This window comes from Actinomyces sp. MRS3W (genome assembly GCF_032465695.1).
GTDB lineage: Bacteria > Actinomycetota > Actinomycetes > Actinomycetales > Actinomycetaceae > Actinomyces.
In genome coordinates, this window is the sequence record NZ_JAWDJJ010000186.1 from 22,441 (window position 1) to 34,291 (window position 11,851).

The 11,851-nt window shown below is 68.0% G+C and carries 8 protein-coding genes, 3 tRNA genes and 1 pseudogene; 8 read left to right on the forward strand and 4 right to left on the reverse strand.

From position 1 onward, the window contains the following. The first annotated feature begins 597 nt into the window (after positions 1–597). Positions 598–1,428 (forward strand): fumarylacetoacetate hydrolase family protein, encoded by an 831-nt coding sequence (locus tag RWX45_RS06930; RefSeq protein ID WP_316023007.1) that lies wholly within the window; start codon positions 598–600, stop codon positions 1,426–1,428. A gap of 66 nt (positions 1,429–1,494) precedes the next feature. Here the strand turns inward: RWX45_RS06930 and RWX45_RS06935 are convergent, their stop codons facing one another. Beyond that, a complete protein-coding gene (locus RWX45_RS06935; protein ID WP_316023008.1) occupies positions 1,495–2,763 on the reverse strand; it encodes a MalY/PatB family protein in 1,269 nt (422 codons plus the stop codon). A 146-nt stretch (positions 2,764–2,909) separates the two neighbouring features. Further along, positions 2,910–3,716 (reverse strand): hypothetical protein, encoded by an 807-nt coding sequence (locus RWX45_RS06940; protein WP_316023009.1) that lies wholly within the window; start codon positions 3,714–3,716, stop codon positions 2,910–2,912. 205 nt (positions 3,717–3,921) lie between these two features. Between RWX45_RS06940 and gltX the strand changes: the two genes are divergently transcribed. After that, positions 3,922–5,505 carry a glutamate--tRNA ligase gene (gene gltX / locus RWX45_RS06945; protein ID WP_316023010.1) on the forward strand — a complete coding sequence of 528 codons (1,584 nt, stop codon included), beginning with the start codon at positions 3,922–3,924 and terminating at the stop codon, positions 5,503–5,505. Positions 5,506–5,550: 45 nt separating this feature from the next. On the opposite strand, the gene RWX45_RS06950 is transcribed toward gltX, so the two are convergent. Together RWX45_RS06950 and RWX45_RS06955 are read right to left on the reverse strand one after the other, a co-directional pair. After that, positions 5,551–6,147, reverse strand: a complete 597-nt coding sequence (locus tag RWX45_RS06950) for a hypothetical protein (RefSeq protein WP_316023011.1) — start codon at positions 6,145–6,147, stop codon at positions 5,551–5,553. An 802-nt stretch (positions 6,148–6,949) separates the two neighbouring features. Further along, positions 6,950–7,750: a hypothetical protein gene (locus RWX45_RS06955; RefSeq protein ID WP_316023012.1), complete on the reverse strand. Its 801-nt coding sequence runs from the start codon at positions 7,748–7,750 to the stop codon at positions 6,950–6,952. A 235-nt stretch (positions 7,751–7,985) separates the two neighbouring features. On the opposite strand from RWX45_RS06955, the gene RWX45_RS06960 reads away from it, so the two are divergent. The 6 genes and pseudogenes from RWX45_RS06960 to RWX45_RS06985 all read left to right on the forward strand — a co-directional run. Then, positions 7,986–8,057: transfer RNA gene (locus RWX45_RS06960), tRNA-Gln, on the forward strand. Between the two features lie 85 nt (positions 8,058–8,142). After that, positions 8,143–8,215 (forward strand) — tRNA-Glu (locus RWX45_RS06965). A gap of 33 nt (positions 8,216–8,248) precedes the next feature. After that, positions 8,249–8,324 (forward strand) — tRNA-Glu (locus RWX45_RS06970). A gap of 180 nt (positions 8,325–8,504) precedes the next feature. Beyond that, entirely contained in the window at positions 8,505–10,139 is a 1,635-nt protein-coding gene (locus RWX45_RS06975) for a ribonuclease J (protein ID WP_316023018.1), read from the forward strand. A gap of 47 nt (positions 10,140–10,186) precedes the next feature. Continuing rightward, the gene (locus RWX45_RS06980; protein ID WP_316023019.1) at positions 10,187–11,101 is read left to right on the forward strand and encodes a PfkB family carbohydrate kinase; all 915 of its coding nucleotides are present in this window, start codon (positions 10,187–10,189) and stop codon (positions 11,099–11,101) included. A 54-nt stretch (positions 11,102–11,155) separates the two neighbouring features. Beyond that, positions 11,156–11,851 (forward strand): annotated as a pseudogene (locus RWX45_RS06985) (DNA translocase FtsK 4TM domain-containing protein); the annotation flags it as partial.

Genomic DNA, 11,851 nt, shown 5'->3' on the forward strand with positions numbered 1-11,851 from the left:
TAGACGAGACGGGGGAAACATCGGGGTGTGCGGGGGCGGATCTTGAGGAGAGGTTTCCTCCTGTATCCGAGTGGCGTGTCCTGCGGGGTGCCGCCCCGGGGGTGGTTGTTGTGGTCGGCATTGTCGTAAATGGTGACAAACGCTGCGAAACGCCCTGGAGCCGCGCGCCCGAATGGCGTTATTGCAACGTTCTGTGAACTGTGTCCAACCAGCGCGGGCTCGTTTGTCACCGTTTGCGACAATGACGCTCCCGGTCCCGGCTCACGCGCATCCACCGTAGGCTCGTCGCGCCACGTCACGGTCATTGATCGCAGCCGCACCATGCAAGCACCAGCACAGCGCTGCTCAGCAACTTCGCTCGGTTTCGGCACGTCATTAGTGCCGGTCTCGGCATGTTACAAGTGCCGGTTTCGGCATGTTATTAGTGCCGGTTTCGGTGAATAGAGCGGCCGGGCACTGCCCGGCACCGGCACCGGCACCGGCATGGGTGCCGCTCGCTCCGGCGTGCCGCGGCCAGTCCTCCGGCGTCTTACTCCGACCGCCACCAGAACGGGGCTACCCCCGCACCCCTTGGAATCAATGATCTAGGGTCATCCCATGAAGATCGCACGCTTCTCCACGGGAGACGAACTCCACTACGGCATCGTTGACGGCCTGCCCGCAGATGATCGAACCCCCTCCGGTGAGTCCTCCGGCCGCCTGCTCGTACTCAAGGGCGACCCGCTGTACACCCCTCCCGAGGCAACGGGCGAAGTGGTGCCTCTGGGCGAGGCGCGCTTGGTCTCTCCGGTGATCCCGCGGTCGAAGGTGGTGGGTATCGGCAAGAACTACGCGGCCCACGCCGCCGAAATGGGCAGCCAAGCGCCAGCAGAGCCGATTGTCTTCCTCAAGCCCAACACCGCCGTCATCGGCCCGGACAACCCGATCGTGCTGCCCGACTGGTCCCGCGAGGTTCACTACGAGGCCGAGCTGGCCGTCGTCGTGAAGTCGGTGGTCAAGGACGCCTCACCCGAGGCCGCCGCCGCAGCCATTCTGGGCTACACGGTCGCCAACGACGTCTCCGCCCGCGACTGCCAGCGGAGCGATGAAACCTGGACGCGGGCCAAGGCCTTCGACACCTCCTGCCCGCTCGGTCCCTGGATCGAGATCCCAGAGCCGGGCGCCGCCCGCTCCGGCGGATTCAACCCGGCCGACGCCGTCGTGCGCGCCCGGGTGGACGGCCAGGTCGTCCAGGAGGGCAACACCGCCGACATGATCCGCTCCGTCCCGGAGCTGATCTCCTACGTATCGCATGTGTTCACGCTGCTGCCCGGCGACGTCGTGCTGACTGGCACCCCCGCTGGCGTCGGCGAGATCCGCGCCGGCCAGCGCGTCGAGGTCGAGGTGACCGGTATCGGCTCCTTCGGCAACCCCGTCGTGCGTCGCTGAGCTCTGACCGGCTCCCGCACTGACTGGCGCCCGACGGACCCGTAGACGCCCGGCGGCCACCACGCCTTAGGCCCGCAGGCGGGCGACGGCGTCGGTCAGGCGCTGGATGATGTCCTCGACGATGCGGCGCCCGGTGGCCAGGTTGAGACGGCAGAAGGACTCGTAGCCGGCGCCGAAACTGGCGCCGTCGTTCATGGCGACCCCCGGTTCGTGCTGGAAGAACTCGGCTGGGCTCACTCCCTCCGGCAGGTCCAGGCCGGAGCAATCCAGCCAGGCCAGATAGCTGCCGGCGGGGAGCGTCACCTCCACGCCGTCCACGTCGGCCATCCCCTGCGCCACGAGCTGGGAGTTGGCGTGCAGGTAGCCGCGCACGCAGGCGTTCCACTCCCGGCCGTCCCGTAGCGCGGCCGCCGCCGCCTGGGCGCCGAGCGCCGCCGTCTCATTGGCAAGATGCTGGGACAGGGGACTGTTCTCCCAGGCCCGGCGAGCACCGGCGGAGGCGATGAGCTGAGCACACTTGAGCCCGGGAACGTTCCATCCCTTGGAAGCAGCGGTAGCGGTGAAGGCCAGGTCGGGGTCGGCACCCGGCCGTGAGGCGTAGGGCGTATGCGTCGCCCCCGGCTCCAGAATGAGCGAGCTGTGGATCTCATCGGCGAAGACCGGCACGCGGTAGCGCGCGGACAGCTTGGCGACGGCGTCGAGCTCGGCGGGGGACAGCATCCGCCCGACCGGATTCCACGGGTTGCACAGCACCAGCAGACCGGCGCCAGCGGCCATGGCCGCTTCAATGCGGTTCAGATCCAGCGCCCACGCGCCGCCGCCATCGCGCTGCGGAGACAGCGCAGGCACCTGCACGCACTCGCGCCCATACAAGCCCGGATAGGACAGGAAGGGCATGTAGGCCGGCGTCGGCACAATGACCGGGCTGCCCGGACGCGTGTGGTAAGCGATGACCGCCCCCAGAGCCGAGAGCACATCCGGCAGCAGGCTCACATCCTCCACCGGCACCTGCCAGCCGAAGGCCTCCTGCTGGAAGCGGGCGGTCTCCTCCCGGGCTGCCTGAGCGACCTGCGGGGGCATATAGCCGTACGAGCCGTCCGTCACCGCCCGCTGCAGCACCGCGGTCACCGACGGCGCCGTCCCCAAGTCCATCTCCGCCACCCAAGCCCCGATGACATCACCGGGGTACATGGTCCACTTGAGCGAACCGCGTCGCCGCATCACCTCTGGGGTTAGGGCGTCGAAGGCGGCAACCGTGCGGGCGGCGTCAAAGACTGGGGCGGAAGCAGAGTCGGACGCGGATGCGGGTACGGGGGCGGAGTCCGGGACGGTCATGACGGCAGTCTATGAAGGCGACTGCGGCCTGCGCTGCTGGCGTGGCCGGGCCTGCCGGAATACGGCGCGGCGCCCCGTACCGTGTGGTCCGGGGCGCCGCGAGGCCAAGCGGAATTGACCGACAGTGCCGCGTCAACTCGCCACTGTCACACCATGTCGTCCTTGCTGGTGGAGGAACTGCTCGGGACACCGTCCTCCATCTTCGCCGGTCCGGGGTTGACGATATGCGTCTGGGAGGTGAGGTCCTCAAGCTCGGTCTTGTCGTAGTCTCCGACCTCGCAGGTGTAGTGAAGAGTCAGCATGGTGGGCGTCTCCATGGTGGAGAACACGCGCAGCCAGATGATCGACCTGATGTCCATGTCATTGTCATCATCGGTGTACTGCGCATCGATCATGATCATCTCCACCGGGTTGCCGGCAGAGTCCGTGATCGCGGTGGACACCGCTTGCTCGGAGCTGACGTTGCTGAACTCGCCCTCGAGGTAATCCGCCCAGGAGTCCGCCTGGTACTGCGTCTCCTCCGCGTCGCCGTAGTCAGACTCGTCGTAGTAGTACTGCCCGCTGCGGTACAGGCAGTTGCTGTTCTTGGAGTCGATCTCGTTGACTCCGTCCTCATCGATCGTGTACGCGTACCAGCCGTCAACCGAGATGGGGAACTCCCAGTAGGCCGAACCGGCATAGGCATCGTCCTCATCAACGGGTTCGTCGCTCGGACGGGTCAGCGGGTTGAGGCCGGTGACTGGCGCGTCGTCGGCGGCGGTTGCAGAGGGATCGGGCTCGGGGGAGTCGGTCTCCTCGGGCTCGGCCGGCTCCGACTGCTTGGTCTCAGGGGCGGTGGTGACCGGAACCTCGTCGTCGCAGGCCGCAATGCCGGGCAGTGCGAGTCCGAGTGCCAGCAGCGCCACCGCGCCACGGCGGACGACGGACGTCGGCCGGATGGTTGTCGTGTTCATGGGGTGCTCCTGAGATCGGATGGCGGGGTGCTACATACGTTATCCGGGCGCGGTGGCGGGCGCCATGGGGAGGCCTGCCCGCCCGATGGTGCTGTCCGGCTCGACGGCGGGCGTGCCTCCAGCAGTGGCCCAGCGTGGGCGGACGCGCTTCCAGCAGCGGGGTCGGTGCGGGGAGAGGGCGCCGGGGCGCTAGGGTTGGCCCATCATGAGTGACGACACCTCCAAGGCCCCGGCCTTTACCCAGCCTGCCTCCGGCTCCGCGCCGATTCGTGTTCGCTTCTGCCCCTCACCCACGGGTACGCCACATGTCGGCATGGTGCGCACCTGCCTGTTCAACTGGGCATATGCGCGTCACACCGGCGGCACCTTCGTGCTGCGCATTGAAGACACCGACGCCGCCCGCGACTCCGAGGAGTCCTTCGAGGCTATCCTCGACTCGCTGCGCTGGCTCGGTCTGGACTGGGACGAGGGCGTGGTCAAGGGAGGCCCTCATGCCCCCTACCGGCAGTCTCAGCGCACCGAGCTGTACCGGCAGGTCGCCGCCGAACTGCTTGAGGCCGGCTACCTGTACGAGTCCTTCTCCACGCCCGCCGAAGTCGAGGCCCGCCACCGCGCCAACGGTGAGGACCCCAAACTCGGCTACGACGGCTATGACCGCAACCTCACCGAGGCACAGAAGGCGGCATTCCGCGCCGAGGGCCGCCAGCCCGTGCTGCGCATGCGCATGCCGGATGAGGACATCACCTTCAACGACTTGGTGCGCGGTCCGGTCACCTTCAAGGCCGGCTCCGTACCCGATTACGTCGTCGTGCGCGCCGGTGGCGACCCGCTGTACACGCTGGTCAACCCCGTCGACGACGCCGCCATGGGCATCACCCACGTGCTGCGTGGCGAGGACCTGCTCTCCTCCACGCCGCGGCAGGTGGTCCTGTATCGCGCCCTCATGGACATCGGCCGGGCGCAGACGGTCCCCGAGTTCGGTCACCTGCCCTACGTCATGGGGGAGGGGAACAAGAAGCTGTCCAAGCGCGATCCCGAGTCCAATCTGCTCGTCCACCGCTTCCGCGGCATGGCCCCGGAGGGCTTGCTCAACTATCTCGCCCTGCTGGGCTGGTCCCTGTCCAAGGACGAGGATGTGTTCACACCCGCGCAGATGGTCGGTGCCTTCGACATCCGCGATGTCAACCCCAACCCGGCCCGCTTCGACCCCAAGAAGTGCGAGGCCATCAACGCCGAGCATCTGCGGCGGCTCGAGCTTGAGGACTTCCGTGACCGCCTGGTGCCCTACCTCGCCGATCTCTACCCCGACCCGGCCGACCCCGAGTGGACAGCCCGCCCGCTGGTCAGCGCCGCCACATTCTCCGGGCTGACTGCACGCGAGCAGGAGATCCTTACCGCCGCCGCTCCGCTCATCCAGACCCGCATCCAGCTGTTGCGCGAGTCTCGTGACATGCTCGGCTTCCTACTGGTCGACGACGCCGCACTTGAAGTTGACGAGCGGGCCGTCGCCCGGCTCAAGGACTCCGCTCCGCAGGTGCTGGACACCGCCATCGCCACCCTGGAGCCGCTGGCGGCGCAGCCCGGGCAGTGGCACACCCAGGTGCTTGAGGACGCGTTGCGCAAGGCGATCGTTGACGGCATGGGAATCAAGCCGCGGCTGGCCTTCGGTCCGCTGCGCGTGGCCGTGACCGGTCGACAGGTGTCCCCGCCGCTGTTCGAGTCCATGGAGATCCTGGGGGCAGACTCCTCCCTGGCCCGCCTGCGCGCCCTTCGGGCCCGCCTGGACTGACGACAAGGCCGACGGCGCGCTCGGGCCCGCGCCTGCGTCGGGATCTCAATCCCACAGTGCTCGACGCCGTCGGGCTTCGGCGATCACGACGGCGGGGAACATCGCCAGCACGTCTTGGCCGAGTCGGTCTGCGTCGCGCAGGTGCTCGGCTGTGAAGCGTTTGAACGTCCAGTGGGATGACTCCTGAATGAGGTCTTGGCGGATCTTCTCGTCCCAGGTGGTGCCCGTCACTGCGTACTTGTCGCGGCCGTCGTACTCCGCGGCGATTCGCAGTGCGGGCCAGGCGAGGTCAAGGAAGAAGCTGCGTCCCTGACTGGAAATATCTACGCGCTGCTGCAGTACCGGAGACGGCAGCCCGAATGCTTCCACCTGCCAGCGCACCACGCTCTCACCCGGAGACTCCGAGAAGGGACTGGCAATCTGTGCCACCGCCCGCGCTCGCCCCGCCCCCTTGCGCGGCCCCTGCTCCGCAATCGCCTGTAGAAACTGGGCACGAACCTGCTGCCAACGTTGCCGCGCACCGGCAAGATCGCGACGGTCTGGGCGCACAAGAGCACGCATAGCCGAGTCGATAATGGTGATGGATCGGCACGCGGGCAGGTCGAAGGCGCAATCGACCGCGGTTCTCATCAGGTCGGTCACAACGATGCCTTGGATGGCTACTAGCTGCTCGGCTGGAATGAGCATTCGCCGGCGCCGCAGCCGCGCGAACCGCGCACCTGCGCCAGCCGAATTGGGACGGGGCGGCCGACCGCGCCGGAACTCCAGTCCGGGCAGGGCGACGGTGGTCGACGACGGACGTCGCGGCAGCGCGATCCACACATCCGGTTCCGGGTCGCGAACCCAGAGACCATGGAGCAGAGCGGCGGATTCATGAGTCAGAGCGAGCGCATTGCGGCGTGTGTCCCAGGCGCCCCGGCAACGTGCAAGGCTGACCTCACGCTTCTGCTGCCACACTTCGGGCGCATCGGAGGGGCGGTAGTACACGCCGCGCATGAGCCGAACGAGTCCGGGTCGATGCGCTAGATGTGGCAGGTTACTTGCCGCCGACAAGGTGACCGGCGGGAGCAACGGCGGGGTCGGGAAGGCGTCCATGTGCCGATCCTGTGCCCCGTCTTCGTACGGCGCCATCGGGCATATCGAGCCTTGTGGATGAGGGGTGCACGAACTGTGCCTGTGGACGACGGCGCGCTAGTGCCGGGCGCATGAGTGAGCGTCACGAACACGAGTTCGTCTCATATACACGAGTTTTGGAGCTTTGCACGGTTTAAACACCTGCAAAGCTCCAAAACTCGTGTCTTTGAGGCAAATGCGTGTTGATGAGGCGAGGGCGTGTGCTACCGGGGCTTGCGGCCCGCCCCGCGTCCGGCGCACGGGGTGGTAGTTCGCACGGTCCGCTCTGGCGGCGCGAGCGGCGTTGGGAGCTGGGCTCGTGGCCGCGGCGTCAGCTCATCTTGCCGGCCTTCAGGCCCTCAATGCGGATACCGGACAGGATCGTGTGCCACTGGTCGGCGGAGATGTTGGAGCCGCTCGCGCAGATGACCTCAACGCTGAAGTCGAGTCCGGCGTCGCCGACGGCGCGGGCGAACTTGTACCCCTCGGCGGGCTCGGTGGTGCCGTCGTCGTAATTGAGGGTGCCGGTCCAGGTCACGGAGTAGCCCTCCATGGTGCCGCCGTCGTCGCGCACGAGGTCGAGAGTCTCTCGGCCGGTCTCGTTGTAGTCGGTGATGATGGAATCACTCACCGGAACCAGCAGCGAACTCATCGTGTCGTCGTCGAGGCCCAGGTTGTGGATGTTCTCGGAGATATCGCGGGTCTCGTAGCCGATGCACCTGCCGCTGTGGGTGCGGTATCCCTCAATGTTGCCGTTCTCGGAGACGGCGTCGAGGTTGACCACGGAGTCGTCCTGGTACCACACGGAGGTGTCCTCGTTGTAGAACTTAAGCGACGGCGGGGTCCATGGCTCCTCCGTCTCCTTTGGGGCGGACGTGGGCGCCGGGGCGTCGGAGCCGCGTGCGGACAGGCCGGTGCCCGACGTCGCCGTGGCGGTCGGGGCTGCCTGTGTTGGTGCGGGCGTGGCCGACTCGCGCTGGGACAGGCCGGAGCCGCCCGACGCCGTGGAGTCGGCGGAGGCATGACCGGACCCGGACTGGCAGGCGCCCAGCGCGAGGGCGGAAGCAAGGCACAGTGTCGCGGCGAGTGCGCGCCCGGCGCGACGGGGCGTGAGGAGGCGGGAGGAAGGCATCGTTATCTCCGCGGGGGAGTAGGGGATATAGCTCGAATAACGGCAGTCTAGGGTGGATGGGGTTGCAGGCGCAGCCCTTTTGCTGGGGGAGTGCTCCCCATGCTGTACCCATGCCGTACCCGTCGCTGGCGCGGGTGTGGCTGCACTCACGGCGATCTGACTTGGCGTTGGGGAGAGGGCCGTGTAGATTACCGATCGCTGCCCGGGCCTAACCCGCGCGGGTGCACCAATCTCTTGGGGTATGGTGTAATTGGCAACACAGGTGATTCTGGTTCATCCATTCTAGGTTCGAGTCCTGGTACCCCAGCCGAGTGCGTCGCTGTTGCGTCATGATCTCCATCATTGATGGGGGAACTACGTGCGCTTCGCACCTCGTATAACTCAATATCCAAGCCCCGTTCGTCTAGCGGCCCAGGACACCGCCCTCTCACGGCGGCAGCACCGGTTCAAATCCGGTACGGGGTACGAGCCACGGTTCTTCAACGAACCTGCTGGCAGGCCCCGTTCGTCTAGCGGCCCAGGACACCGCCCTCTCACGGCGGCAGCACCGGTTCAAATCCGGTACGGGGTACCACGCACATCAGCCAGGGCTTTCCGCAAGCCAGGCGCAACCCGGTCCGATGGGCCGGGTTTTTTGCTGCGGTCCGGCCCAAGCGCGCCCGCGGGACACACCGGGGCGGCGCAAGTGGCTACACTCGCCGCCGTGACCAACTTCCCCAAACTCGGCGCCCCCGGCCCGCTTCCCGACGGAGCGATGCGCATCGCCCCCCTGGGAGGACTCGGCGAGGTCGGACGCAACATGACCGTTTTCGAGGTCGAGGGCAAGCTGCTCATCGTCGACTGTGGTGTCCTCTTCCCCGAGGAGGACCAGCCCGGCGTTGACCTCATCCTGCCTGACTTCACCTACATCGAGGACCGCCTCGACGACGTCGTCGCTATGGTGTTGACCCACGGCCACGAGGACCACATCGGCGGCGTGCCCTACCTGCTGCGGCTGCGGCGGGACATCCCCCTGATCGGTAGCGACCTCACCCTCGCCTTTGTCGCGGCCAAGCTCTCCGAGCATCACATCCGCCCGGTGCTGCGGGTCGTCGAGGAACACGAGGAAGTGTCCTACGGCCCGTTCAACCTCGAATTCGTCGCCGTCAACCACTCGATCCCGGACGCCATGGCGACCATGATCCGCACCGAGGCCGGCTCGGTGCTCATCACCGGAGACTTCAAGGTCGACTCCCTGCCCATTGACGGACGCATCACCGACCTGCGCTCCTTCGCGCGTTTCGGCGATGAGGGCGTGGACCTGTTCTGCGTCGACTCCACCAACGCCGAAGTCCCGGGCATGATCGGGCATGAGAACCAGATCGGCCCGGTGCTGGACGGCGTCTTCGCCGAATCCGACCAGCAGATCATCGTCGCCTCCTTCGCCAGCCACGTTCACCGCGTCCAGCAGGTTCTCGACGCCGCCGCCCTCCACGGCCGCCGGGTGGCCCTCATTGGCCGGTCCATGATCCGCAACATGGGCATCGCCGCCGAACGCGGCTACCTCAAGGTTCCCGACGGCGTGCTCGTTGCCGCCCGCGACCTGAAGTCGTTGCCGCCGGAGCAGCGCGTGCTCATGGTCACCGGCTCCCAGGGTGAGCCCATGGCCGCCCTGTCCCGTATGGCCCACGGCGAGCACCACAGCGTCACCGTCGAGCCCGGCGACACCGTCATCTTCGCCTCCTCCCTCATCCCCGGCAACGAGAACTCCGTCTACCGGGTCATCAACCAACTCATGCGCCTGGGCGCGCGCGTGGTCCACCAGGGCAACGCCAAGGTGCACGTATCCGGACATGCCTCCTCCGAGGAGCTCCTGCACGTCTACAACATCGTCGGCCCCCGCAACGTCATGCCGATTCACGGCGAGATTCGCCACCTCGTGGCCAATGGGGCACTCGCGGTCAAGACTGGGGTGGATCCGGAGCGGGTGATGCTGTGCGAGGACGGCGTCGTCGTCGACCTCATGGACGGCAAGGCCCGCATCGTCGGCGCCGTGCCCTGCGGCTACGTCTACGTCGACGGCTCCTCCATCGGTGAGATCGATGAGACCGAACTCAAGGATCGCCGCATCCTGTCCGAGGAGGGCTTCGTCTCCGTCTACGCCGTGGTGGAGACCTCCACCGGCACGATCCTGGCCGGCCCGGACATCCAGGCCCGCGGCGTCGCCGAGGACCCCTCGGTGTTCGACGAGGTCCTGCCCGACGTCACCAACGCACTCGCCGACGCCCTGGACCGGGGGAACGCCGACGCCCACTCTCTGCAACAGGTCATGCGCCGCACCCTGGGCCGGTGGGTGGGGCGCCGACTGCGCCGTCGCCCCATGATCGTCCCGGTGGTCATCGAAGCATGAACGGGCGACGTAACCGACTGACCCGCGAGGAGAACGGACACAAGGCCATGCGTCGGCCGGCCTGTTTCATCTCCACCGGCTCCGTGCTCATCGACCTGCCCCTGCACGTCGAACGCATTCCCGCGCCCGGGGGCGCCGTCACCGCCACCTCTGCCGGGCCGACGGTCGGCGGAGGCTACACCGTCGTCTCCGCGGTCGCCCGGCAGGGCCTGCCCGCCGCGCTCGCCGCCACCCTCGGCACCGGCCCCAACTCCGCCCAGGTGCGCGAAACCATGATGCACGACGGCGTCGAGTTGCTGGTCGAGGAACTGGTTGGTGACATCGGCACCTGCACCACCCTCATCGAGCCCAGTGGCCGACGCACCTTCATCACCACCGAAGGCGTCGAGGCGGAACCGCAGCTGGAGGACCTTCAGCGTCTCGAGCTCGAGGAGGGCGACTGGGTGTACGCCACCGGCTACGACCTCGTCCACCACTCGAGCCAGGAACCGCTCACCTCCTGGCTGCTGGACCTGCCCGAGGGGGTGGGACTCGTCGTCGATCTGGGGCCTGTCCAGCCGGAAATCCCCGACCACGTGCTGCTGCCGATTCTGCGGCGCACCACGCTGCTGACCGGCAACCACTTCGAAGTCACCCAGCTGACCGCCCGCCTGGGCAGCCCCGAGGCCCTGCGCCGCGCCTGCCCCGACGGCCTGCTGGTGCGGCGCACCGGAGTGCACGGCTGCGTCATGTGGCCGGTAGGCGGCGACCGCATCGAGGTTCCCGGTTTCGCCCGGGACGTGGTGGACACCACCGGCGCGGGGGACACCCACACCGGGGTGCTCGTTGTCGGCCTCATGGACGGCCTCGACGTCGTCACCGCTGCGCGCCGTGCCAACGCTGCCGCCGCCGAGGCGGTCAGCCGAATCGGGCCCGCCCGCGCCCCCCGTCGAGACGAGATCGACGCGCTCTTGCGCGAGTAGCCCGGCGTGGCAGGCCGCCCCGGCCCGGCTCGCGCGGGTAGCGTTGCGAGCACCATGGCCAATCGTCGCACCAAGACCTCGCCGCCCCCCTCCCAGCCGTCCGGCGGACGCTATCGCCGCACCGGCTGGGCCTTCGTTGTCCTGGCGCTCGCCGTCGTCATCGGCCTGCGCGAGTGGTTCGGCATCTCCGGTGCCGCCGGCAGCGTCCTGCACCACATCGCCGCCGGGCCGCTCGGTGTCCTCGGCATCACGGTGCCGCTGCTGCTCGTGGGTCTGGGCATTGCCATGCTGCGCGCCCGCCGTCTCGGCTCCGGGGGCGTGCGCATCGGGGTCGGCTGCCTCGGGGTGCTGACCGGGGTGACCGGCATCATCCAGGTGTGCTCCGGCAACCCGTCCCTCGACTACGGCATCGCGCCCCTGGAGGAGGCCGGGGGACTGCTCGGTTGGGTCGTTGGCTACCCGCTGGCCACCCTGTTCAGTGCGGTCGGTGCGGTCATCCTGTTCGTGCTGCTCATCATCTTCTCGGCCCTGGTCATCTCCGGCAAGACGGTCGCGGACATACGCGAGCGCCTGGCCGAGCGCCGTCGGGACGCGGGCGACGACGGGCCCGCCCCCACGCTCGCCACCCGCACCCTGAGCCGGGTGCGCCGCGTCGTCTCTGGTGACGAGGCGGAGGACCCGCGCGACGCGAACCCCACCACCCGCCTGGAGGCTTACGACGGCGACGAGCCCTTCCGAACCGCCCTGGAG